Annotated in this window: 23 protein-coding genes; 9 read left to right on the forward strand and 14 right to left on the reverse strand. The window is 66.7% G+C overall.

Annotation, left to right across the window (positions count from 1 at the left end; translation table 11 throughout):
• Nucleotides 1-106: 106 nt before the first annotated feature.
• Complete coding sequence (locus tag ACFXKN_RS29290) at nt 107-1,483, reverse strand: MFS transporter (RefSeq protein ID WP_379434215.1); 1,377 nt, start codon at nt 1,481-1,483, stop codon at nt 107-109.
• 138 nt (nt 1,484-1,621) lie between these two features.
• The gene (locus ACFXKN_RS29295) at nt 1,622-2,467 is read right to left on the reverse strand and encodes an NAD(P)H-binding protein (protein WP_379434216.1); all 846 of its coding nucleotides are present in this window, start codon (nt 2,465-2,467) and stop codon (nt 1,622-1,624) included.
• Between the two features lie 95 nt (nt 2,468-2,562).
• Between ACFXKN_RS29295 and ACFXKN_RS29300 the strand changes: the two genes are divergently transcribed.
• Nucleotides 2,563-3,495 (forward strand): AraC family transcriptional regulator, encoded by a 933-nt coding sequence (locus ACFXKN_RS29300; RefSeq protein WP_379434217.1) that lies wholly within the window; start codon nt 2,563-2,565, stop codon nt 3,493-3,495.
• Between the two features lie 7 nt (nt 3,496-3,502).
• Nucleotides 3,503-3,919: an acyl-CoA thioesterase gene (locus tag ACFXKN_RS29305; protein ID WP_379434218.1), complete on the forward strand. Its 417-nt coding sequence runs from the start codon at nt 3,503-3,505 to the stop codon at nt 3,917-3,919.
• A 91-nt stretch (nt 3,920-4,010) separates the two neighbouring features.
• Here the strand turns inward: ACFXKN_RS29305 and ACFXKN_RS29310 are convergent, their stop codons facing one another.
• From ACFXKN_RS29310 to pdhA, 7 genes are all read right to left on the reverse strand, one after another.
• Nucleotides 4,011-4,229: a hypothetical protein gene (locus ACFXKN_RS29310; protein WP_378963667.1), complete on the reverse strand. Its 219-nt coding sequence runs from the start codon at nt 4,227-4,229 to the stop codon at nt 4,011-4,013.
• A gap of 126 nt (nt 4,230-4,355) precedes the next feature.
• Nucleotides 4,356-5,159, reverse strand: coding sequence for an SDR family oxidoreductase (locus ACFXKN_RS29315; protein ID WP_379434219.1), 804 nt, complete (start codon nt 5,157-5,159; stop codon nt 4,356-4,358).
• 137 nt (nt 5,160-5,296) lie between these two features.
• Nucleotides 5,297-6,667 carry a uracil-xanthine permease family protein gene (locus ACFXKN_RS29320; RefSeq protein ID WP_379434220.1) on the reverse strand — a complete coding sequence of 457 codons (1,371 nt, stop codon included), beginning with the start codon at nt 6,665-6,667 and terminating at the stop codon, nt 5,297-5,299.
• Between the two features lie 86 nt (nt 6,668-6,753).
• A complete protein-coding gene (locus ACFXKN_RS29325; RefSeq protein ID WP_379434221.1) occupies nt 6,754-7,503 on the reverse strand; it encodes a hypothetical protein in 750 nt (249 codons plus the stop codon).
• A gap of 146 nt (nt 7,504-7,649) precedes the next feature.
• Nucleotides 7,650-8,984 (reverse strand): dihydrolipoamide acetyltransferase family protein, encoded by a 1,335-nt coding sequence (locus ACFXKN_RS29330; RefSeq protein WP_379434222.1) that lies wholly within the window; start codon nt 8,982-8,984, stop codon nt 7,650-7,652.
• Nucleotides 8,985-9,022: 38 nt separating this feature from the next.
• Complete coding sequence (locus ACFXKN_RS29335) at nt 9,023-9,997, reverse strand: alpha-ketoacid dehydrogenase subunit beta (RefSeq protein WP_378963662.1); 975 nt, start codon at nt 9,995-9,997, stop codon at nt 9,023-9,025.
• Complete coding sequence (gene pdhA / locus ACFXKN_RS29340) at nt 9,994-11,076, reverse strand: pyruvate dehydrogenase (acetyl-transferring) E1 component subunit alpha (protein ID WP_378963660.1); 1,083 nt, start codon at nt 11,074-11,076, stop codon at nt 9,994-9,996. The genes ACFXKN_RS29335 and pdhA overlap by 4 nt, the downstream gene beginning before the upstream one ends.
• Nucleotides 11,077-11,248: 172 nt before the next feature.
• Here pdhA and ACFXKN_RS29345 point away from each other — a divergent pair, with 172 nt between their 5' ends.
• Complete coding sequence (locus ACFXKN_RS29345) at nt 11,249-11,743, forward strand: Lrp/AsnC family transcriptional regulator (RefSeq protein WP_378963659.1); 495 nt, start codon at nt 11,249-11,251, stop codon at nt 11,741-11,743.
• Between the two features lie 114 nt (nt 11,744-11,857).
• Here ACFXKN_RS29345 and ACFXKN_RS29350 read toward each other — a convergent pair whose 3' ends face one another.
• On the reverse strand, nt 11,858-13,063 hold the full coding sequence (locus ACFXKN_RS29350) for a benzoate/H(+) symporter BenE family transporter (RefSeq protein WP_378963657.1): 1,206 nt from the start codon (nt 13,061-13,063) through the stop codon (nt 11,858-11,860).
• A gap of 352 nt (nt 13,064-13,415) precedes the next feature.
• Here ACFXKN_RS29350 and ACFXKN_RS29355 point away from each other — a divergent pair, with 352 nt between their 5' ends.
• Nucleotides 13,416-14,234, forward strand: a complete 819-nt coding sequence (locus ACFXKN_RS29355; RefSeq protein WP_378963654.1) for a sulfurtransferase — start codon at nt 13,416-13,418, stop codon at nt 14,232-14,234.
• A gap of 14 nt (nt 14,235-14,248) precedes the next feature.
• On the opposite strand, the gene ACFXKN_RS29360 is transcribed toward ACFXKN_RS29355, so the two are convergent.
• Nucleotides 14,249-14,722 carry an HNH endonuclease family protein gene (locus ACFXKN_RS29360; RefSeq protein ID WP_378963652.1) on the reverse strand — a complete coding sequence of 158 codons (474 nt, stop codon included), beginning with the start codon at nt 14,720-14,722 and terminating at the stop codon, nt 14,249-14,251.
• A gap of 300 nt (nt 14,723-15,022) precedes the next feature.
• Between ACFXKN_RS29360 and ACFXKN_RS29365 the strand changes: the two genes are divergently transcribed.
• The 5 genes from ACFXKN_RS29365 (at nt 15,023) to ACFXKN_RS29385 (ending at nt 20,042) form a co-directional block, all read left to right on the forward strand.
• A complete protein-coding gene (locus ACFXKN_RS29365) occupies nt 15,023-15,901 on the forward strand; it encodes a tyrosine-type recombinase/integrase (RefSeq protein WP_378963651.1) in 879 nt (292 codons plus the stop codon).
• Nucleotides 15,898-18,105, forward strand: a complete 2,208-nt coding sequence (locus ACFXKN_RS29370) for a tyrosine-type recombinase/integrase (RefSeq protein ID WP_378963650.1) — start codon at nt 15,898-15,900, stop codon at nt 18,103-18,105. The genes ACFXKN_RS29365 and ACFXKN_RS29370 overlap by 4 nt, the downstream gene beginning before the upstream one ends.
• Nucleotides 18,092-18,706 carry a DUF6262 family protein gene (locus ACFXKN_RS29375; protein ID WP_378963649.1) on the forward strand — a complete coding sequence of 205 codons (615 nt, stop codon included), beginning with the start codon at nt 18,092-18,094 and terminating at the stop codon, nt 18,704-18,706. Before ACFXKN_RS29370 ends, ACFXKN_RS29375 begins: the two co-directional genes overlap by 14 nt.
• Before the next feature lie 245 nt (nt 18,707-18,951).
• On the forward strand, nt 18,952-19,668 hold the full coding sequence (locus ACFXKN_RS29380; RefSeq protein WP_378963648.1) for a hypothetical protein: 717 nt from the start codon (nt 18,952-18,954) through the stop codon (nt 19,666-19,668).
• 8 nt (nt 19,669-19,676) lie between these two features.
• On the forward strand, nt 19,677-20,042 hold the full coding sequence (locus tag ACFXKN_RS29385; protein WP_379434223.1) for a hypothetical protein: 366 nt from the start codon (nt 19,677-19,679) through the stop codon (nt 20,040-20,042).
• A gap of 19 nt (nt 20,043-20,061) precedes the next feature.
• On the opposite strand, the gene ACFXKN_RS29390 is transcribed toward ACFXKN_RS29385, so the two are convergent.
• From ACFXKN_RS29390 to ACFXKN_RS29400, 3 genes are all read right to left on the reverse strand, one after another.
• The gene (locus tag ACFXKN_RS29390; protein WP_379434224.1) at nt 20,062-21,183 is read right to left on the reverse strand and encodes a hypothetical protein; all 1,122 of its coding nucleotides are present in this window, start codon (nt 21,181-21,183) and stop codon (nt 20,062-20,064) included.
• Between the two features lie 195 nt (nt 21,184-21,378).
• Nucleotides 21,379-21,795, reverse strand: a complete 417-nt coding sequence (locus tag ACFXKN_RS29395) for a thermonuclease family protein (RefSeq protein ID WP_378963645.1) — start codon at nt 21,793-21,795, stop codon at nt 21,379-21,381.
• A gap of 197 nt (nt 21,796-21,992) precedes the next feature.
• Nucleotides 21,993-22,292, reverse strand: coding sequence for a hypothetical protein (locus ACFXKN_RS29400; RefSeq protein ID WP_379434225.1), 300 nt, complete (start codon nt 22,290-22,292; stop codon nt 21,993-21,995).
• Nucleotides 22,293-22,333 lie beyond the last annotated feature (41 nt).

The following is a 22,333-nucleotide window of genomic DNA, read 5'->3' on the forward strand; positions in this document are numbered from 1 at the left end:
CCTTCGGCTCAGCGCTTTCGAGCGCTAACCGGCGACCCGGCCGCGGACCGGCCACTTCGTGGCCGTCCCTCCCTAAGGGTCGGGAGTGCGGTGGTGGGGAGTACGGTCATGGCGGATTTGGGGTGTGGGGTGTGGTTGGTAGTGCGGTGGGGGTGCGGGCTGGGGTGACGATGTTGGCGGCGGCTGCGCAGATCAGTGTGAGGATCAGGGGCATCGTGAGTGCGGCGGTGAGGGGGATCAGGGCGGTGAGCCAGCCGATCATGGCGGGGCCTGCTAGGAGGCCGAGGTAGCCGATGGTGAAGACGCGGGACATGTCTGTTGCCGCTGTGGTGCCGCCGAGGTTGCCTGCGGTGGAGAAGATCTGGGGGACGCCGCCTGCGAGGCCGAGGCCGCACATCGCCCAGCCGAGGAGGGTGAGTGGGAGCCAAGGTGAGGCGATGACCACTGCGAATCCCGCTGCGGCGAGCAGGCTTCCGTAGCGGACGATCGCTACGGGGCCGATGGCGCCACTCACCCGATCGGCGAGGAATCGACCGAGGGTCATGGTGGCGGAGAAGGCGCCGAAAGCTAGGGCGGCAGCTGCCTCGGAGGTGTCGAGGTGTTCGCGTACCTGTAGTGCACTCCAGTCGGCCGCCACACCCTCGGCGAGGAGAAGGACGAACGCGATACACCCGAGCGAGAACACTTTCTGTGTTCGCCGGCGTCGTTCGCTCCGCTGGTCGGTGCGGAGCCGAGCCGAGTCGGCGGGAACGGCACCGCGGGGTCGGAGTTCTGTCGAGTGGCTCGCGTGGGGATGGTCTCGTCCGCCCGCGGTTGCGTGCGAGTCGGCTGTCGCATCCTGGCTCGCGGTGAAGACGGGCTGCGCACCGGAACTGTCGTAATGCTCTGGATGCGAGGGTGATTCGGTTCGGCTGTGGCCGAGCAAGTGTGGCACCAGCACTGCGGTGATGACCAGCCCGCCGATCCCGGAGCAGAGCAGCGTCAGCTGCGTCGCCCACCCCGCGTGTTGGGCGGCCGCGCCAACCAGAGAACCGGCGAACGCGCCCGCCGAGAACATCGCATGGAACGAGGACATGATCGGTCGGCGGTACGCACGTTCCACGTGCACCGCCTGGGTGTTCATCGATACGTCGAGGGCGCCCATCCCGAACCCGAAGCAGGCCAAGGCAATCGCCAAGGTGACCGGATCGGTCGCCAGCCCCGGGCCGAGTACGGTCACGGATATGGCCGATGCGGCCAAGGCGACCAGCGTGCGGCTGCCGAACCGGTCGGCGGCCGGGCCCGCGAGCCGCATACCGACGAGCGCAGCGCCCGCCATCAGCAGCACGAGCACGCTGAGCGTCGAGGGCGACACCCCGGTCCGGTCGGTGATCGCCGGAATGTGGACCACCCACATGGCCAGCAGAACCCCGTTCAGCGTGAAAGCCGCGAACACCGCGGCCCTGGCCAGCCGAAGTCCGCGGTCGATCGTCACTGAACTCACCGCTTCGACGGTACCGGGCAGGACTCCGGCCTCGCCGCTGATCGCGGTGCACCTGGCATTTCGAGATCACCAGGCAAGGGCGCGGATCGCCTCTCGGGCGATACTTGCGCCATTGCCTGGTGATCGACGGTCCAGCTATTACTGCTGGGGTGTCCAGGCTCCGGTGGCGGCGGTCTCCTTGGCGTAGTCGGTGAAATCGCGGGCCTCGCGGCCGAGGGCGCGGCGGACACCGTCGGCGGTGGAAGAATTGCGGCCGTCGAGGATGGTGCCGAAGAGATAGTCGAGCAGGCTGATCGCGTCCTCGGGAACCTGGTATTCGCTCAGGGCCGCAACGAATTCCGGCCGGGACACGGGGATGAAGGCGATCTCGCGACCGGTCGCCGCGGCGATCTCGCCGACCGCATCGGCGAAGGTCAGGGCGCGTGGGCCGGTGAGTTCGTAGAGCTGACCGGCGTGGCTCGGGTCGGTGAGTGCGGCCGCCGCCACCTCGGCGATGTCGTCGACGTGCACGAACGGCTCCGGCACATCGCCGTTGGGCAGCGCTACCGCGCCGGCGAGCACGTCGTCGACGAAGGCGCCTTCGCTGAAGTTGTGGGCGAAGAAGGCGCAGCGCACGATGGTCCAGCTCAGGCCCGAATCCCGCACGATCTCTTCGCATTCCAGCGCTTCTGGTTCGCCGCGACCCGACAGCAGCACCACCGAGCGCACGCCGGCGGATCGGGCGGCGGCGGTGAACGCGCGGATGATGTCCGGGGCGCCGGGGACGGCGAGGTCGGGCTGGAAGGCCAGGTAGACGGAGTCGACACCCGTGAGCGCGGGTGCCCAGGTCTCGCGGTCGGTCCAGTCGAAGGGGATCGCGGCGGTGCGCGAGCCGTGGCGAACCGGTCGTCCGGCGGATTCGAGGAGGGCCGCCACCCGGCTGCCGGTCTTGCCCGTAGCGCCGGTGATGAGGGAAAGCTGCTGGTGAGAAGCGGTGTTTGTCATGAGATAAGTACACCGCCGCGCGGCTCGCGGCGACATCGTCGTGCCGCTCACGAACATGCGTTGTCGTCTACGCGTTGTCGTCTACTCTGGACAGGGTGGATGCGTTAGCCGGTCTGCTCGAAGGTCCACGCGCCCGTGGTGCGTTCCTCATGTGTTCGCTGCTGAACCCGCCGTGGTCGCTGCGCGTGCAGGATGAGGCCCCGCTCACGGTGCTCGCGATGATCCGCGGAAAAGCTTGGGTCAGTACGGATTCGATGCCCCCGCGGCAACTCGGCGCGGGCGATGTGGCGGTTTTCCGTGGGCCGCAGCCGTATACGGTGGCCGACGATCCGGCGACCGAACCCGAGATCGTCATCCGGCCGGGTCAGGTCACCACGACGCCGGATGGCGAAATACTCTGCGAGACACTGAGTCTCGGTGTGCGGCAGTGGGGCACCGATCCCGAGGGTGAGACGCTGATGGTCACCGGAACCTACGAATCGGCGGGCGCGGTGAGTAGACGGTTGCTGCGCGCGCTGCCGCAGGTCGCGGTGCTGCCGCGCGGGGAGCTCGATACTCGATTGCTCGATTTGCTCGTCGACGAGGCGACCAAGGACCTGCCCGCGCAAACCGCCGTCCTCGACCGCCTGCTCGATCTGCTGCTCATCGCCGCGCTGCGCGCGTGGTTCGCCCGCGACGACGCCCCCGCCTGGTATCACGCCTACAGCGACCCGGTGGTCGGCAAGGCCCTTCGCCTGCTCCAACACAATCCGGCCCATCCGTGGACGGTGGTCGCGTTGGCCGAGGCGGTCGGCATGTCGCGCGCCGCGCTGGCCCGCCGATTCACCGAGCTGGTCGGGGAACCTCCGATGAGTTTCCTGACCGAATGGCGGCTCTCGCTCGCGGCCGATCTGCTCGCCGAATCCGATGTGACGGTGGAATCCATCGCTCACCAGGTGGGATACGGGAGCGCGTTCGCGCTCAGCACCGCCTTCAAACGGCACTTCGGGGTGAGCCCGCGCGACCACCGGCAGGGAAGCGCGGCATGATGGCCCGATGAGCTATCCCGTCCTGTGGCCGATGCCGACCCGGTGGGCCGACAACGACCAGTACGGCCACGTGAACAACGTGACCTACTACTCCTTCTTCGACACCGCCGTGAACGCCTGGCTGATGCGCGCCACCGGCACCGATATCACCGAGCTGCCCGCCCTCGGCGTCGTCGCGCAGACTTCGTGCCGGTTCCACGGGTCGGTGAGCTTCCCCGACCAGCTTCAGGTGGGGCTTCGTATCGCCCGCCTCGGCAACTCGAGCATCACCTACGATCTGGCGATCTTCCGAGAGGGCGAAGCCGGTCTCGAGCTCGCCGCGACCGGCGAATTCGTCCACGTCTATGTCGACGCCGACACCCGCAAACCGGTGGCGATCCCCGAAGTCGTGCGCACGGCGGCAGCAGAACTCGTCACCGATTAGTGGTCTGGAGCCCGTCGCGGTACAGCCTTCAGGAGGCTATAACCCCTACCTCGGGGGATCTGCGGGTCTGGAGCCCGTCGCGGTACAGCCTTCAGGAGGCTATGACCCCTACCTCGGGCCATTCGCTGCCGCGGCGGGCGCGCAGGATGATCTGGCCTGCCGGCGAGTAGCCCGGTGGCCCGGGGAGGGCGGCGAAGGTGGTTTTGTCGATCACCACCGACGAGTCGAGTTGGTCCCGGCTCGGTCCCCAGGCGTACTCGACCTCGGTGAGTTCGTCGCGAACCTTCTTGAAATACATCAGGTGTGCCATCGCCGGATCTCCGCGTAGACCTCCGCCGGTCAGCGGATCGTGACCGGCGGCTACCGACCATCGTGGCAGGAATCGAGCGATCTCGCCGCTACCTCGCCGAATTTTTTCGGGCGTATCGTCCGGTGTTCACGCGCGCAGCATGGTCTGGAACCGGCGCATGCCGGAAATCCACCGGTCGTAGTCGGAACCCTTGTTGCGGTACATCTGCAGTACCTCGGGGTGCGGCAGGATCAGGAAGTGCTCGGCGGCCATCGCCTCGACGACGGTGTCGGCGACTTCCTCGGGGGAGAGCACCGCGCCCGCCGTCTTCACGGCTTTGATCGCCAGCGCGGCTGCTTCCGGGCTGTCGGGGATGAGCGCACCGGTGAGCAGTTGGGTGTCCACCCCCATCGGGCACAGGCAGCTCACGCGAATGCCCTTGTCGCCGTAGGTGACCGAGAGCCATTCGGCGAAGCCGACCGCCGCGTGTTTGGTCACCGAGTAAGGGGCGGAACCGATTTGGGTGAGCAGGCCCGCAGCGGACGCGGTGGAGACGAAATAGCCGCTGCCGCGCTCGAGCCAGCCGGGAACAAGCAGTTTCGCGGCCCGCACGTGGGCCATGACGTTGATGTCGATGGTGCTCGCCCACTGCGCCTCGGTGCTGTCGAGACCGGGGCCGCCACCGATGCCGGCGTTCGCGAAATATAGGTCTACCGGGCCGAATTCGCGTTCGGCGGTGGCGATCACTTCCGCGACGACCTGCTCATCGGCCACATCACCACCGACCGCGATCGCATGGGCGCCGAGGTCGGCCGCCACCTTCGCCGCGCTGTCCGCGTCGAGATCGGCGACGACTACCCGCGCGTCACCGGCGACGAGACGATGAGCGAGTGCGGCACCGATACCCGCACCCGCGCCGGTGACGATCGCGACCTTGCCTGCTATCTCCATCCCCGCACCCTAGCTCGATTCGTGGAGCGCTGGCGCGCTCGAGTTCGCGCCCCCGGCGGTCCCGCCGATCCCTCCTCGGGGTCGGGATGTGCGGGCTGGGAATGTGGCGCAGGCCGCGACTGGTTCTCTCGGCTCGATCAGATCGCGGCGGCAGGTTGCCCGGTGGTGGGCAGAGACGTCGGTGGTGGTGTGGTCGAGCCGCGCGCGACGGTGCCGAGGCGAGTGTGGTTGAAGACCAGGTTCAGCAGGAACGCGGTGGCCGCGCCGAGGGTGACACCGCTGTCGAGGAGGATCTGCGCCGAGGTAGGGAACCTGTCGAACATGTCCTTGGTGAAGACCGGGAGCAGTCCGATGCCGATCGCGGTGGCGGCGACGGTGGCGTTGACCCGGTCCGTCAGATCGGCTTTCAGTAGCGTGGTGACGCCGACGACGGCGACCGTCGCGAACAGCACCAGCCCGACCCCGCCGACCACCGGCTTCGGAATCACTGCCACCACCTCGCCGATGCGTGGCACCAGCCCGAGCACCACCAGGATCGCGCCGCTCACCGCGGTCACATACCGGCTGTAGACCCTGGTCGTGGCGACCGCGCCGACGTTCTGATTGAAGATCGTGTCGACGAACGCGGTGAAGATGCCGCCGAGCACGCCCGACAGGCCGTCGCCGACCAGGCCGCGCGCGAGATCGCCCTTGCCGAGCGGTTTGCCGGTGATCTCGCTGATCGCCAGCATGCTCGCGGTCGACTCGGCGAACACCACGGCCATCACGATGCTCATCGCCACCACCGCGGTCACCGGGAACTGCGGCGACCCGAAGTGGAACGGCTGCGGGATGCCGATCCAGTCGGCGGTGCCGACCCCCGCAGTGGTGATCAGCCCCATCGGCAGCGCGATCACGATGCCCGCGACCAGCGCGATCAGCACGCCGAGCTGCGACCACACGCCGCGCCCGAGGCAGACGAACCCGACCGCGATCAGCACGACCACGGCGGCCAGCCCGATATTCGACGGCGAGGCGAAGCTCGGCGACTTCGGATCGGTCCCGATGATCAGGCCCCCGGCGACCCCGATCAGCGATACACCGACCACCGTCAGCACGGTCCCGGTGACCAGCGGCGGGAAGAACCGCACTACCCGCGCGAACGGCCACGCCAGCGCGACACCGACCACACCACCGATCAGCATCGACCCGTACACGGCGTCGAGCCCGTACTCCTTGGCGATCAGGATCATCGGGTTGAGCCCGACGAACGTGGCACCACACACGATCGGCAGCCGGGCACCGGCGAGTGTGCCGACACCGAGGCTCTGCACCAGCGTGATGATGCCCGCGACCAGCAGATCAGCGCTGATCAACAGCCCGATCGTCGCCCGGTCGAGCCCTGCGGCCGCGCCGAACACCAGCGGCACGGTGATACAGCCGGTGTACATGATCAGGACGTGCTGGATGCCGAAAGCCAGCTGCCGAGCGAACGGCAGTCTGGTGTCGACGGGATGCGCCTCACTCATGTAACAGGTTGTAGTCCCCGTTTTTTACCGTGAGTGCGCGCCGTGTTTCGTCAGCGTTGCGGGTCGGATATATCGCTCGGATCGGTTCAATACCGCTGGTAATTGCCCTGCGGGTAGTTCGGTCGCCGCTGGGCTGCACGGATCCAGCGTCCGGTCGATGGGGAGACAGCGAGGGCGAGCGCCACCATTGAGAGCACGGGCTGGGCCATGCCGATTATCGGCCCGTTGATGCTCACCAGTGAAGGTATATCGAGTGCGAAGGATCCAGCGCCGACGAGTGCGCTGAGCGCTGCGGCGACGATGGCGATCACCTGTCCCGCCATCGTTCGGAGGAACAACAGAATCGAGCCGGTGAGTAGCAGCAAGCTGACGATGACACAGACCGCGATGTAGCCGATCGCCTCGGGGAGTAGTGCCTTGTCCGGACGACTGAAGGAGCCGTCCGGGTTCTGGACGAGGTCGCCGACGCCTTCGAACGACGACGGTGAGTTGTAGACGACCACTGCGCTGACCAGGGAGATCAGCGAAAGCAGTACGGCCAGAACGGCAGCGATGATTCCAGTGGTGCCGCTGGTCGGTCCTTGTGGAGCGCCATAGCCGGGAACGCTGTTGCCCGGCATGCCGTGACCGGGAGCGCTGTAGCCCGGCCCATTGTGACCTGGAGCGCCGTAGCTCGGCGCGCCGGGACCCGGCGTGCTGTGACCCTGGGCGTTGTAAGTGGGAGCGCCGAACCCGGGCCCACCGGGACCGGGAGCCGGATATCCGCCGGGCTGGTAACCCTGCTGACCAGCGGGCGGATAGCCCTGACCTTGTTGCGGCCCATACGGATACCCCATGACGCCCCCCATTTTCTGGCTGAACTTGCCGACATCTGTGTTCGTGCGGCGCCGAGCCTGATCGGACGCGCACCGCCCGAACTATACGGTCGGCTTCCGGCAAGGTCATGACCTGCCATCGACAACTGTTGTGCTCACACGGACTCTCAGATGCGGCTGAGCAGTGTCAGCGGATCCTCCAGGAAACCTGCGGTGGTGGCGAGGAAGCGGGCGCCGAGTTCGCCGTCGACCATGCGGTGGTCGAAGCTGAGACCGAGGGTGGTGACCCAGCGGACCGCCAGTTCATCGCGGAAAACCCACGGGCGCTTGCGAATCGAGCCGATGCACAGGATCGCGGCCTCACCCGGATTCACCAGGGGGACGCCGGAGTCGACGCCGAATACCCCGACATTGGTGAGGGTGAAGGTGCCGCCGCGCAGGTCGTTGGGGGTGGCGTTGCCGGAGCGGGCCGTTTCGGCCGCCCAGCTGATCTCGCGGCACAGTTCGCGCAGGCTCAGTGACTGCGCTTCCTTGAGATTGGGCACCATCAGGCCGCGGTCGGAGGCGACCGCGATCCCCAGGTTCACATAGTGCTTGGTGACGATTTCCTGGTTCTGCTCGTCCCAGGCGGTATTGATCCCCGGGTACTCCGCGATCGCCGCCAGCGTCGCCTTGGCGACCAGGGCCAGCGGGGTGAGAGTGAGGTCTTCGAAGGATTTGGTGGTGCGCAGGTGGTCGAGCAGTTCCATCGAGGCCGTGCAGTCGACGGTGACGAAGGTGCTCGCCTGCGGGATCGTGCGCGAACTGGCCTGCATCGCGGCCGCTGTGCGCTTGCGGATGCCCGCGATGGGGGTGCGTTCTTCGCGGGCTGTCGGCTCGATGAGCCCGTCAGCGTCGGTGACGTGGCCGTTCGACGGGGTCGGCGCGATGTCACCGAGGCGGGCCGGGGTACGCGGCTGGGTCACCGGAACGGCCGAGCGCACGTCTTCGACGGTGACCGCGCCCTCCGGTCCCGAACCCGCGACGAACCACAGGTCGATGCCGAGTTCCTTGGCCAGTTTGCGTGCCGCGGGAGTCGCGGCGGCGCGGTGGGTGCTCGGCGTGCTCGCGGCCATCGACGGTGTGGATTTCCTTCTGCGCGAAGTCGATTCGGCCTCGGGCCCGTAGCCGACCAGGACGTTCGTGCGCGGCTCCGCGGCCGGCGGCGGGGACACCTCTAGGTCGTTGCGCACCCGGATCAGCGGCGCGCCGACCGGCACGGTGTCACCGGGCTGAGCCAGCAGTTCGACCACCACCCCGGAGAACGGCGACGGCAGCGCGACCACGGCCTTCGCGGTCTCCACCTCGGCGATGGTCTGGTTCAGTTCCACCGTGTCGCCGACCGCGACGGCCCAGGACACCAGGTCGCCGTCGGCCAGGCCTTCGCCCAGGTCGGGCAGGCGGAATTCGAGAACATGACCGTCGTCGGTGGCGGCTGGTTCCGGCACGAGGGCACCTTTCATCGCTCTGTTGGCAAGCTACCGCCGCCGGCCCTGACGATTCAGGCGGAAAGGCAGCGGTCGACCGCCGCCAGAATGCGGTCGGGGTCGGGCAGGTGGTGCTTTTCGAGCTTAGCCGGGGGGTAGGGAATGTCGTAGCCACCGACGCGCAGCACCGGCGCCTCCAGGTGATAGAAGCAGCGTTCGGTGACGCGGGCGGCGATCTCGGCGCCGAGCCCGGCGAACACGGGCGCCTCGTGCACGACGATCAGCCTGCCGGTCTTGTCCACCGATTCGGCGATCGTGTCCACGTCGATCGGTGAGAGGCTGCGCAGGTCGATCACCTCGAGCGAATGACCTTCCTCGGCAGCGATTTTCGCCGCTGTCAGCGCGGTGGCGACGGTGCCGCCGTAGGCGACGACGGTGACATCGACGCCGCGGGTACAGACCCTGGCCTTGTGCAGTGGCAGATCCGGTTCGCCTTCGAAATCCACGTCGGCTTTGTCCCAATAGCGACGTTTCGGTTCGAAGAAGATCACCGGATCGTCCAGTGCGATGGCCTGGCGGATCATCGAATACGCGTCGGCGGGCGTACTCGGTGAGACAACGCGAAGGCCCGCGGTGTGCGCGAAATACACCTCCGGTGATTCCGAATGGTGCTCGACCGCGCCGATGCCACCGCCGAACGGAATGCGGATTGTCAACGGAGCCTTCACTTTTCCACCGGTACGGTTGTGGATCTTGGCGACCTGGGAAACGATCTGGTCGAAGGCCGGATAGACGAAACCGTCGAACTGGATCTCCACCACGGGCCGGTACCCGCGCAACGCCATCCCGAAAGCTGTTCCGACGATGCCGGATTCAGCCAGCGGCGTGTCGATGACGCGGTTGTCGCCGAAATCCTTCTGCAGGGTGTCGGTCACGCGGAACACGCCACCGAGCCGACCGATGTCCTCGCCGAGCAAGACGACCTTGGCGTCGTCTTCCATCGCGTTGCGCAGGCCGGTGTTGAGGGCGGCGGCGAAGGTGGTGATCATGACTGCGCTCCTTCGGCGAGGTAGGCCGAGAACTGTTGGCGCTCTTCGGTCATCAGCGAGTGCTCGGTGGCGTAGACGTTGTCGAACATCCGCTCGGGATCGGGGTCGGGCATCTCGATCGTCGCGGTGCGCAGGCGGCGGGCGACGTCGTCGGCCTCGTCGGTGACCTGCTGGGCGAACGCGGGGGAGAGGTGGCCCTCGTGCTCGAGGAGTAAACGCACGCGTTCGATGGGGTCACGCTGTCCCCAGTACTCGGTGTCGGCGGCAGTCCGATAGCGGCTCGGGTCGTCGGCGGTGGTGTGCGGGCCCATCCGGTAGGTCATCGCCTCGATGAAGGTGGGGCCGCCGCCGGTGCGGGCGCGTTCGACGGCTTGCCGGGTGACGGCCAGGACGGCGAGGACATCGTTGCCGTCGACCTGCACGCCCGGAATCCCGTAGCCGTCGGCACGGCGCACCAGCGGGAATTTGCTCTGCACGGCCACCGGTTCGCTGATCGCCCACTGATTGTTCTGGCAGAAGAACACGACCGGCGCGCTCCACGCCGCGGCGAATCCGAGTGCTTCGGCGATATCGCCCTGGCTCGTCGCGCCGTCGCCGAAATAGGTGATGGTCGCGATATCGGCGCCGTCGAGGTGGGCGGCGAAGGCGTAACCGGTGGCGTGCAGGCCCTGGGAGCCGACGACGATATTGGCATTGGTCATATTGACCTCGCCGGGGTCCCAGCAGTGGTGGGAGACGCCGCGCCACAGGGCGGTGAGCTGCTCGGGCGGCACGCCTCGGCAGTACGCGACGGCGGTTTCGCGGTAGGAACAGAACACGTAGTCATCGGGGTGCAGCGCGTGTGCCGAGCCGACTTGCGCGGCCTCCTGGCCGAGCAGTGGCGGCCACAATCCGAGCTGGCCTTGGCGTTGCAACGCGGTCGCTTCGACATCGATCCGGCGGGTGATCACCATGTCCCGATACAACTGCCGCAACCGCTCGGCATCGACATCGGCGACCAGCGCGCCGTGCTCCTTGTCGAACACCCGACGACCGTCGGGCTGAATCAACTGGACCGGGTAGGTCTGCTTCTGCGACATCGTGATCGCCTCCTCGCCACCGTGCCTTGTGGGCCGACGCAGGTACGCCACTTTCGCTGAGTGCGATGTGTATCACTCAGCATCCACGATAACGCGGGGTGCGCAAGCTGCACACGCGCAAATGAGCAGAATGCATGGTCTGCGCCGGTCCGGCGCTGTCATACTGCGTTGTATGACCAGTCGCGAACCGGACGCCGTGACACTCGATGCCACCGACGCGCGGCTACTGCGCGAACTGATCGCCAACCCGCGCGCCACCGGGGTGGAGCTCGCGGCGCGCCTCGGCCTGTCGCGCAACACGGTGCAGGCGCGTCTGGCCCGCTGGGACAGCGGTGGGGTGCTCGGCAGCTTCGAACGCCGGGTGGAACCCCGCGCCCTCGGCTACCCACTGGCAGCCTTCGTCGCGGTCGTGGTCGACCAGCACCGACTCGACGCCGTGGTGGACGACCTGGCCGACGTCGCCGAGGTCACCGAGGTCTGCGGCATGACCGGCGCCACCGACCTCACCGTGCGCATCGTCGCCCGCGACGCCGACGACCTCTACCGCATCGCGGGCCGAATCCTGAAGATCCCCGGCGTGGAGCGCACCAATATGGCCCTGGTCATGCGCGAACTCGTCGGACCGCGAACGGGCCCCCTTCTCGACCGCCTGGCTGGTCCGAACTGACATCTCTCCGTCGGGAGCGCCCGCGCTCCGCCCAGTTACGGACAGCGCTATGTGTCCGGCCGGTGCTGTCCTCGCTGAACCGCCCGTCGCGCCGATGAACGGCGTGGTGGATGGTCAGGTACCGGTGGGGAGGAAGCGGCGGACGACCAGCCCGGCGACGAGGGCCCAGAAGGCGCCGCCGATGCCGAAGAGGGTGGTGCCGGAGGCTGCTACGAGGAAGGTGACCAGGGCTGCCATGCGATGGGCTGGGTCGCTGAGGGCGCCGGTCAGGGCGGCGGCGAGGGTGGCCAGCAGGGCCAGGCCCGCGACGGTTTCGATGGTGCCCGCGGGGGCGGCGGCGATGAGGGTGACCAGGGCGGCGGAGGCGAGGCCGAGGACCAGGTAGGTGGCGCCCGCGGTGGCCGCGGCGATCCAGCGTCGCTTGGGATCGGGGCTGGCGGTGGGGGCGGCGGCCAAGGCGGCGCTGATGGCGGCGAGGTTGATCGCGTGGCCACCCGCCGCGGCACCGATGATGGTGCCGATGCCGGTGACGAGCATGGCCGGGCGCCACGGGACCTGAAAGTCGAATGAGCGCATCACCGCGACGCCGGGGATGTTCTGGGAGGCCATGGTGACGATGTAGAGCGGCACGGCGATGCCGATAATGGCCTGCCAATGCCATTGGGGCGCAGTCCATTCCACCGTTGGGACCATGGCGGACAAGTCCAGGTTCCGGTTGTTCACGACAATGTCGATGCCAGTACCGAGGGCCGCCGTGGCGAAGGCGACGAGCACCGCCCATTTGGATGCGAACCGTTGCAGGACCAGCCACACCACGATGACGGGGATGACCACCGCGGGCGAGGTTCGCAGCGCCTGCACCGGGGCCAAACACAGCGGGACGAGGACACCGGCAAGCATCGCCTGGGCGATCGGGACCGGGATCGCGGCCACCAGCGAGCCGAGCCGTTGCCAGAGGCCGGTGATCACGATCAGCACGCCGGTTACCGCGAAGGCCGCGACTGCGCCGGGCCAGCCGCCCGCGACCAGTCCGGTGCTGGCCAGCAGGGCGGCACCCGGCGTTGACCAGGCCAGCGTGATCGGAATCCGGTACCGCAAACTCAACAGCAGGATGCCGATGCCTTGGGTGAAGCACAGGATCAGCAACCCCGAGGCCGCCTGCGCGGGACTCGCCCCGACTGCCCGCAACCCGCTGAGCACCACCGCGAACGAACTCGTGAAGCCGACCAGTGCGGTGATAGCGCCGGCGCCGAGCGGCTGCGCTATGCCTGCCGGTTTGTCGGCGACATCACGGGAAGTGGTGGTGGAGACCTGCTGCATTGTGCCGATATTGCCCGACGAATCCCCGGCCGTCGCCTGCCAGTCCCGCGAAAGTGGACCGATTCGTCCAGTCGGATGTCCAGTCCAGTTTCGTGATCGGCCTGCAGGAACGCCTGCCGCCGCGCGCAGGTATGGCTGTGCGTTGTCGAGTGGTGCCGGCGCCGGGGCTCGGGCCGCGCGGATCGAGGCGTGGCGCGCGAGCAGTGTCGCGCTGTGCCGATCGGGCGGTCGTGGCGAAGGTCGGCGGTTCGGCGAGGTAGTCGGTCTCGCGCAGTTGGGTGCCGTATCCGGAGCGGGTGCGTAGGGTGTCGGGAACGATGGGGCAGGTCGGCAACGGCTGGGAGGAGTGGTAGTGGGTGCGGTGTTGATCTCTGCGACTGAGCTTCGGGAAGAGCTGGCGGACAAGGCGATTCATCTGCTCGATGTGCGGTGGGCACTGGGTGATCCGAATGGGCCGCAGCACTATCTCGACGGGCATATTCCCGGCGCGGTGTTCGTCGACCTGGAGACCGAGCTGGCCGGTGCGCCTGCGCCTGCCCGCGGCAGGCATCCGCTACCCGACCCCGGCACCTTCGAGAAGTGTGCGCGCAGTTGGGGATTGAGCACCGGGGATCCAGTGGTGGTCTACGACGCGACCGGTGCGACGGCGGCTGCGCGCGCATGGTGGCTGCTGCGGTGGGCCGGTGTGGACAACGTGCGCATCCTCGACGGCGGGCTGCCCGCCTGGATCGCGGCCGGTGGGGAACTCGCGAGCGGCGCCGAATCGGATCCGGCCTGCGGTGACCTGGTGGTACGTCCCGGCGGGCTGCCGGTGATCGACGCCGACGCCGCCGCGAGCTGGCCGGGCGTGCTGCTCGACGCGCGAGCCGGCGAGCGGTACCGCGGCGAGGTCGAACCGATCGACCCGCGTCCCGGACACATCCCTGGCGCGGTGAGCGCACCGACTGCCGAAAACCTCGATGGCACAGGGCAGTTCCGGAGCGGCGAAGACCTGCGTGCTCGCTTCGCCGGATTCGGCGAAGGCCCGGTCGCGGTGTACTGCGGATCCGGTGTCACCGCCGCCCACCAGATCGCGGCTCTCGCTGTCGCTGGTATCGACGCCGCCCTGTACCCGGGCTCGTACTCGCAGTGGTCGAACGACCCGAAGCGGGCCGTGGCCACCGGAGAGTGAGCGCCGGTGGTGGCTCACGGACAGCCGCGGGCGATGTCATGCAGGGTGGCGTTGTCGGCGGCGGTGATCGGTAGGTCGTAGCCGACGGCGACGGTGAGGTACTTCGCCGCGTAGAAGCAGTGGTTCGGCCGCGCGGGTGGGAGCCAGCCGGACGGGGTGTCGTCGCCTTTGGACTGGTTCGTCGCGGCGCCGGTGGCCAGGAGATTGACCGCGAGGTCATTGGCGAAGCGGCGGCGCTTGTCGGGGTGCCAGGTGGCCGCGCCCATGTCCCAGGCGGCGGCCAGGGGATAGACGTGGTCGATCTGGATGCGGCCGCCCTCGGATTTGCTGAAGGGGATGTCGGTGGCGGTGTAGGGGTCGGTGAGGGCTCCCGCCACGACCACGCAGCGGCCGCGATGCACGACCTCGCGCAACTGCATGGCCAGGACGTTGTTGCGGGTTATCTCTAGTGCCGAACCATATCCGAGGGACGAGAGGATCGGTGTCACGACCCATCCGTGCCTCGCTGTTATCCGAATGCATTTGTGGCACAGGAGGGACAAGCGATGGGTGGGCTGATGGCGGTCGTTGTCGAGAAGGTGGTATCGCCCACGACGGGGCGAGTGAGCTGGGTGATCGTTGACGAGAAATCGTGTCGGCCGGTCGCGGAGGTGGCCGAGTGGGTGCTGTTCCTGCACGGTGCGGGGCGATCGCCAAACACTGTTCGTGCATATGTCCCGCGGGTGTGTTGGTTCCTGAACTGGGCTTTGGGACTCGGGTTGGATTGGCGGACAGTAGGGGTCGGCGACTTGGCTCGATTCAAGTTCACGGTGGAACAGACGCCGAAGATCCACGGCGGGACACGGGCCGGCAAGTCGGTGAACGCGGTGTTGATCGCAGTGTGTGAGTTCCTGCGGTTCTGCGCCTCCCGGGGGTTCGTCTCGTCCGAGACGATCGCGGGGTTGTCCCAACCGAAATATTTGGCTCATTTGCCCACCGGTTTCGACGTCGGCGAAGGTGGCCAGTTCCGGATGATCCGCAGTCGGGCGCTCAAGGCGCCGGAAATTGAGGTAGCACCGAAAACCGTTACTCCCGAACAGCTTTTGGCGGCCCTGACGCAGGCGCGAACCGCGCGTGACCGGTTCCTGGTTTTGCTGCTGGTGCGGGCCGGGCTGCGGATCGGCGAGATGTTGGGCCTGCACCGCGAGGACATGCATCTGCTGCCGACCTCGACGCATCTGGGATGCGCCCATACAGGAGCACACGTGCATGTGGTGCCCCGGCAGAACAACCCGAACTCGGCCCGCGCCAAGGGCGGCCGGGCACGGGTCGTTCCGGTGGAAGGCGAGGTCGTGGCCCAGTATCGGGAGTATCTATTCGAACGGGACAAGGTTCCGGCCGCAATGGACGGTGATCTGGTGCTGGTCAACCTCGTCGGTGCGCAGGCCGGGGCGCCGATGTCGTATTCGAATGCCAAGCAGATCGTCGAACGGATCGGCAATCGGTGCGGATTCCGGTTGCGCCCGCACATGCTCCGCCACACCGCCGGAACAACGTGGACCCGCGCCGGCGTCGACATCGATGTGGTGCAGGCTCTGCTCGGCCATGCCAGCCGGGCCTCGACCGCGATCTACCAGCATCCTGACCCTCAGGATCTGCGCGCGGCTGTGGAACGGGTGGGCGTGTGAGCGCCCCGGCAAGGGTCACTACGTGGAGTCCGCCGACGGTTGAGGACCGGCCGAGCTGGCAGCAGTGGTTAGCCGCGCAGCTGGATCCGGATTGGCGCGCCGGGGAGTGGGACTCGCAGCGGCGGGTGTTCACGGGCCGGATCGGGAACCCGATGACGTCGGTGTTCGCTTGTCGCGTCGAACGCTGTAACACCCAGGTCGAGAACCACAATCGGCGTTGCTCGCGCTGTCGACGCTACTGCAATCGCAGCGGCGACCAGGACAGTTTCGACCGGACCTTCGACCCGGACGCACATCCGCGCCCCGGCCCGGAGCCAGCCATCGTCGGCCATTTCGATCTCAGCGGAGTCGATGCGGTACTCGCGGCCGAACTGCTCTACGGGCTTTCTCAGCGTGACCGTGACAACCTCGCCCTGGTCCCGGCTCGGGTCCGCCGCATCGTTGTAGAACTGCCGCCCAGCTGCGAGTCCTTGCTGCTGCTGGCCGGTGACACCGGGTTCGAGAACGCCCTGCCCGCCGACGCACGAGGAGTATTCCGGTCGATCGTCACGCATCTGTTGCGGGCGCACACCGTGTTCACCGGCACCGACCCGACACTGGGCGACATCTGGAATCCGGCGGTGGTGGGCCTGCAGGCCGCAGCAGACCGTCACTACCGCGCGGTTGGCGGTGTCGTGGACTTCCGTGGCATCGACCAGCTCTGGCTGCGCGAGGTCACCAAGCGGTTCGCCCGCGAGATCCGACCACCGGTGACGGTGCTACGGCAGACCATCCACGCCGTCGAAATCGCCTCGCGGCAACTGTCTTTGCGTTCCAACGGCGACCGCCCTGACCTGCTGGACATCGGCGACATGAGCGCGGTCATCGACGGTTTCCGCGGTGGCGCCGACCGCGACGGCGTCGCGTACTCGGTCTCGCATCAGCGCGGCCTGCTCGGGTGCTGGCGCCCGATGATCGAGCACTCCCGCCGCAGCGGTGCCATGGACGCCGTTCCCGGCGGGTTTGCGATCGACCCGCGGTTTCATTCCATCGCGCCCGTCGAGATCAGCGAGGACGACCTCGGCCGAACGATCCCCGAACACGTCATCGCCCAACTCGACGCGCATGTCGACCTGCTGGGCAGTCATTCCAGCTACGCGATGGCCGGATGGGCGGCAGCGGATTTCGCCAGGATGTATCAGACGGTCTACAAGATCCTGCGCGACACCGGTCGCCGCCCGAACGAGATCACCTCGCTGCGACGCGGTTGCCTGGACTGGGTCGAGGGCAAGCCGACGCTCATCTACGACAACCACAAGCGCCGGCGGATGGGACGGCGGCTGCCGATCCACCAGGACACCGCCACGGTGATCCGATCCTGGCTCGACCATCTCGAGCAACTCTCTGTTCCAGATGCATTGCACGAGTGGGTATTTCCCACTCCGGGTACCCGCAACAACGTTCGCCGGGGGCACCTGACGTCCCAGCACTTCGGTACGAAGGTCTTCGCGAGTTGGACCGACGCCATCCCCGAGATCGTCGATCAGCGCCTTGATGACGCGGGAAACCCCATTCCCTTCGACCGGTCGGTGATCACCCCCTACGGCCTGCGGCATGCCTATGCGCAGCGCCATGCCGACAACGGCACTCCGGTCGATGTCCTCTGCGAACTGATGGACCATCGCAGCATCGAGACCACGATGGGCTACTACTCGATCTCGTTGAAGCGCAAGCGATCTGCGACCGAGAAGATCGCCGCATTCGTCGTTGACCGGTCCGGGCACCCCGCCGCTTTCACCTCCACCGCCGACTACGAACGCCAGTCGGTGGCCGTCCCGTTCGGCAACTGCACCGAGCCGTCGAACATCAAAGCCGGCGGCCAGCGCTGCCCGGTCCGATTCCAATGCGCGGGCTGCTCGTTCTACGCCCCGGATCCGTCCTATCTTCCGGCGATCGAACAGCACGTCGCCAGCCTGCGAGCCGACAAGGAGGTCGCGCTGGCCACCGACGCCGCCGACTGGGTCATCGGCAACTTCGATGCTCAGATCAGCGCGTTCTCCACCGTTGTCACCTCGATGGCCGACATGCTCGCGGGACTGCCGCCCGAGCAGCGCGCCGGTGTCGAAGACGCCGCGCGCGAACTGCGCAAGGCGCGCCAAGCCGCCGCGTTCATCCCCCTCGCCTCGATCACTACCCGCAAGGACGCACGCCATGGCAGTAGCTGATCGTGCCGAACGCACCCGCCGACTCATCGATGCCCGTCGCCGTGATAGCACCGCCAAACACGAGCGCGCCCTGGCCGCCGTCGCTGACCTGCTCGCCGCGGGCGAGCGGATCACCATCAGCGAGGTCGCGCGGCGCGCGGCCGTGTCCACCTGGTTCATCTACAACACCACCGCAGTCCACGATGCCGTCCAAGCCGCCATCGCCCAGCAGGCCACCACCAGCCCAAGCTCGCGGCGAGGGGCAACCACCAACGCCAGCGCCGAGGGCCTGCGCACCGAGCTACTGCTGGCACGTGACGAAATCCGCAGCCTGCGGGCCGAACGCGAGCAACTGAGCAAGAAGGTTCAGTTACTGCTCGGCGGGCAGCTCGAGCAGGTTCCCCACGAGCGGCTCGTCGAACGCATCCACGAGCTCGAACAAATCGCCGCCGACCTGCGATCGCAGCTCGAATCCGAACGCGATCGTGCTGATACCGCCACTGGCCGTGCAGCCGCGCTGGACGAGGAACTTATCGCTGCCCGCACCGCGCTCAAGCGCATGATGCAGACAGCATCTCCATCTCGGCAAACCGGACAAGATCGTGAAAGCGACTTGGCGTGACCTGGCAGCGGTTCTCGGTCGCCGCCGAGGCCATCCTCTCGACTGACCCACGAGTGCCGTTGCAGTACTAGCTCGCCCTGCAGGGATTGCGATTGGACTGACTGCCGATAACCGGACGCACTGCACCGCAACAGGATCGGTGCCACCGCAATTGGCCATCGAACCCCCGGCGAAGTAGAGTCCGAGTAGCCCGACCAGCATCGGACCGTGCAGGAATATCGAAGACCTGCGAGTTGGAGAATGTGATGTACGAGGAAATTCAAGGTGGCGAGAATGGGCAGGTGCCGCCGATAAAGAGTTACGACACTTCTATCCATCCAAATTTTCCGGTAGTCGACTTGAGCAAATTCAAGACAATTCGCGATTTCACCGGCGAGTTGATTCAAGCCAATGCCACCCAAGCGGCGGCCGTGGGGATCTACTTCAGCACGAGAGATCGCCCCATTGCCAAAAAATTGTTCGATCACTATTATCGCGTGACCGGCGATGACTACGTATTGGAGGAATCGACGATCGAAAATTGGATCAGCGAAGACCGCCACGCGTACAACAACTCCGCGATTTCGACCTGCCCCGTGGCAATCTCCGACAACAAGGAGGCCGCGATAAGCCGGGCGATCACCGAAGTGGACAAGACCCAGAATCCCGTCAAGGTCATCCTGTCCACCGACTGGGTCATCGTCGCCGGAATCTCGAACGATCATGTCCAATCGCTCGGCCGGTACAGCCTTGCCTCGACCACCGTGGCGGTCGCTCATCCAGGTGCGGCCGGATCACATCAGATCGAACTAAGGCAGCAGTCCCACATCTGCGATATCTACAATTTCCATACCGACGACGACTACGGCAACATGGCCCAGTCCGCCGTGAACACCATGGCGCAGAGCGAGGAACTCGGACTGGCCAAGTCGTTCCTGGTATACGGTTCCGGTGCGGTGCATTCCTGGTCGGGTTCGAAATAGGTGGGGATATGACTGACAAGAACAGCAGGACGGATGATGTACTGGTCCCAGCGACCTTCGGAGTCATCACCGGCGGCATACTGGCGGTGATCGCCTATTTCCCCTTGGTCGCGCTGCTGCAGAACGTCTTCGACGTCCCCGAGCTCACGGCGACGCCTAAGAAATACCGAGGCGACACGGAACCGATCTCGCCGTGGTACTGGATAACCTGGATGGTTCCGGTACTCGTCGCGATTCCCGCCGGCTTGGCATTGTCCTGGTGGCGGCGCGTCCGGGTTTTCGCACTGGCGTCCACGGTGACGTTCGTCCTCGGCGCTGCCGCGGTCGCCGCCGTCGTGATTTCATTCGAGGTCAACGGATTCGCGCCCGACTGACCTGACCGGAGTAGCCGGGTCAGACGGAGACGGCGTGTTCGAACCACACGTTGTCGCCGTATCCGTACCGAATGGCGCCCAGGTCGACGGTCACCTTCTCGGGGAGTTCGAATTCGCTCGCGTTGTAGACCGGGGCGGTGCGGCCGGACTCGTAGCCCAGGGTGTCGGAGATCCGCTGGATCGTGGTCGTTATCGCGTCCTGGCGGGTCGCGGCCGACTTCTTCACCGCGTCGACGGCGGAGGTGATCTGAGATTTGGTCGACTCGTCCATCGGCTGGTCGATCAGCTGCGCCCAACTGGCCAGGGGGAGCATGAAATTGGCGAAAGTCATGCGCTTCGTGAGGGAGCCCGCCAGGTCCGCGGCCTGGTTGTAGACGAGCCGTTCGAGCAGTAACGCGCCGTTCTCGACGATCTTGGAGACCGCGTCGAGATCGATGCTGCGGGTGTCGAACGACTGTCCGAGGGTGGTCGCGGTAGCTCCGAACGCGGTCGCGGCTGCACCGGTCCAGTCGGCCTGTATCCACCCGGTGCCCGCGGACAGGTTCTGCGAGTGGGCGAAGTCGTTGATGCCGAGCAGGCCGATCCGCTTACCCACTCCCCGCAGCGCCTCCCAGTCCGCCTCCACCGGCGCCAGGTAATCGGCGACGGGCTTGATGCCGATGGTCCGGCCGAGCGGTTCGTCGTAGGAGGTGAGCAGTTCGATGCAGCCGGTGACGACCTGGCGGACCGTGTACTGGGCTTCCTCGATGTTCTGCAGGCCGGGCTCCTGCAGGCTGGTGAATCGGCGAACGTCCCCGGCCGGGCTTATCGCTGCGACACCCTGCCCGTCGGTCACGGTCGCCCCGGCCTGGTTGATCGAGACAGCATGCTGCTCATCGGAATTCTTGTACGCGGTGGCCGCGGTCCCCAGTCCTGAACCTAGCGTGCCGAGGGTGCTCGTGTTCTTCTGATGGTCGCCGGACAGTGTGGTTTGCAGCTTCTGGATCGGCAGAGACAGCTGTGCCAGCTGTCCGGATGTTCCGGCTGGTAGCGCTAAACCCGGTAGCAATCGGCCCGCGTTCTCGGTGAAATTGGCGCCGATGTCCTGGAGATCCAGTGTGAAGCCGGACAGCTTCGACACATCAACAGTGAAGTCGACCATTCCATCCCTCCGAGACAAACGCTGCGCACATGCTGACCCGGGACGACCGCAGCCGGGTCGCCGAGGCTCGGGGTCCGGGTGGTGAACCGGCAACCAATCCTGGCAACCAGCGAATCCAGCTCGGCCACATTGTGATCCAACACCACACACTACATCTACCAGCACGGCCTCAGGAGAGTGCCGTTACAGTATTAGCTAGCTCGTAACGCCGTTGCATGTCGTCGGGTTCCAGAGTCCGAGGTGGTGGACGCGCGCATACCGCGCTGCGGCGCGGAACTTGCGCTGATACTGGTAGGGGTGTGAGTGCGAATATGTGTATTCGTGTCCGAACCCCTGCGCGATCTGGTTGAGGTTGAACAGCGCCCCGTCCACCCAGACATACGCAAGGAGCCGACCGTATTTGTCGGTGCGGTCCTGCGACGGATCGGGCCTCACGACTACTTGCTTGCCGACCAGTATCTGTTTGGCGTGGTTCGCCGCCTCGGCGCCGAAGCACTGCACCGGCTTGCGCGGATCCTCGGTCTCAGGGGTGTCTAGACCCAACATTCGGACCTTCACCTGCCTGCTGTCCTTCAGGATCGACACCGTGTCACCGTCGATCACCTGTGACACCGGAAACGGCCCCTCTGCATCAGCCGGAACCGGAACTGGACTCGGCATCTCACCGGCAGGTGACGCCGACCCGACTCCGGGCACCTGGCCACATGCCACAGCCAACGAGACCATCACCAGGGCGCAGACAGCTGCGACACCGTGCCTCACGTCCCTCGCACCGCGCCGTCCCGGGCGCTGCCGCACCACCAGGGAAATCACGCCGCATCTCCCTTAACAGTCCAGATAATGCGGGTGTCGCAGCCGTCGTGGCTGCCGGGGGCGTCGGAATCGTCGGTCCAGGCCGGGCCGAAGACGCAGGCCTGGCCCGCTTTGCAGCCACGTTCGTAGCCGCCGGGTCGAGGGCGCGCGGCAATGACGCGCACGGTGTCGAGCAGGGCGGTGACCTCGGCGCGCGTCGGACTGCCGGGTGCGGGTGGGACCGGCTCATCCGGCCCGATCACCCCGCACCCGGCGATCGCGAGCACCACCACTAGCAACCACGCCCGTTTCCCCATACCCGCAGGTTGTAGCCGGTGGCACCGACAACAATCGCCGA

The organism is Nocardia sp. NPDC059195 (assembly GCF_042754695.1).
GTDB lineage: Bacteria > Actinomycetota > Actinomycetes > Mycobacteriales > Mycobacteriaceae > Nocardia.

What these genes read in the sequence shown, in the direction of transcription:
- ACFXKN_RS29375 (WP_378963649.1), top strand. Translation starts at nt 18,092, where the DNA reads ATGGCAGTAGCTGATCGTGCCGAACGCACCCGCCGACTCATCGATGCC.
- ACFXKN_RS29390 (WP_379434224.1), bottom strand. Translation starts at nt 21,183, where the DNA reads ATGGTCGACTTCACTGTTGATGTGTCGAAGCTGTCCGGCTTCACACTG.
- ACFXKN_RS29330 (WP_379434222.1), bottom strand. Translation starts at nt 8,984, where the DNA reads ATGAAAGGTGCCCTCGTGCCGGAACCAGCCGCCACCGACGACGGTCAT.
- pdhA (WP_378963660.1), bottom strand. Translation starts at nt 11,076, where the DNA reads ATGTCGCAGAAGCAGACCTACCCGGTCCAGTTGATTCAGCCCGACGGT.
- ACFXKN_RS29335 (WP_378963662.1), bottom strand. Translation starts at nt 9,997, where the DNA reads ATGATCACCACCTTCGCCGCCGCCCTCAACACCGGCCTGCGCAACGCG.
- ACFXKN_RS29320 (WP_379434220.1), bottom strand. Translation starts at nt 6,667, where the DNA reads ATGAGTGAGGCGCATCCCGTCGACACCAGACTGCCGTTCGCTCGGCAG.
- ACFXKN_RS29400 (WP_379434225.1), bottom strand. Translation starts at nt 22,292, where the DNA reads ATGGGGAAACGGGCGTGGTTGCTAGTGGTGGTGCTCGCGATCGCCGGG.
- ACFXKN_RS29315 (WP_379434219.1), bottom strand. Translation starts at nt 5,159, where the DNA reads ATGGAGATAGCAGGCAAGGTCGCGATCGTCACCGGCGCGGGTGCGGGT.
- ACFXKN_RS29350 (WP_378963657.1), bottom strand. Translation starts at nt 13,063, where the DNA reads ATGCAGCAGGTCTCCACCACCACTTCCCGTGATGTCGCCGACAAACCG.
- ACFXKN_RS29295 (WP_379434216.1), bottom strand. Translation starts at nt 2,467, where the DNA reads ATGACAAACACCGCTTCTCACCAGCAGCTTTCCCTCATCACCGGCGCT.
- ACFXKN_RS29325 (WP_379434221.1), bottom strand. Translation starts at nt 7,503, where the DNA reads ATGGGGTATCCGTATGGGCCGCAACAAGGTCAGGGCTATCCGCCCGCT.
- ACFXKN_RS29310 (WP_378963667.1), bottom strand. Translation starts at nt 4,229, where the DNA reads ATGGCACACCTGATGTATTTCAAGAAGGTTCGCGACGAACTCACCGAG.
- ACFXKN_RS29345 (WP_378963659.1), top strand. Translation starts at nt 11,249, where the DNA reads ATGACCAGTCGCGAACCGGACGCCGTGACACTCGATGCCACCGACGCG.
- ACFXKN_RS29385 (WP_379434223.1), top strand. Translation starts at nt 19,677, where the DNA reads ATGACTGACAAGAACAGCAGGACGGATGATGTACTGGTCCCAGCGACC.
- ACFXKN_RS29305 (WP_379434218.1), top strand. Translation starts at nt 3,503, where the DNA reads ATGAGCTATCCCGTCCTGTGGCCGATGCCGACCCGGTGGGCCGACAAC.
- ACFXKN_RS29380 (WP_378963648.1), top strand. Translation starts at nt 18,952, where the DNA reads ATGTACGAGGAAATTCAAGGTGGCGAGAATGGGCAGGTGCCGCCGATA.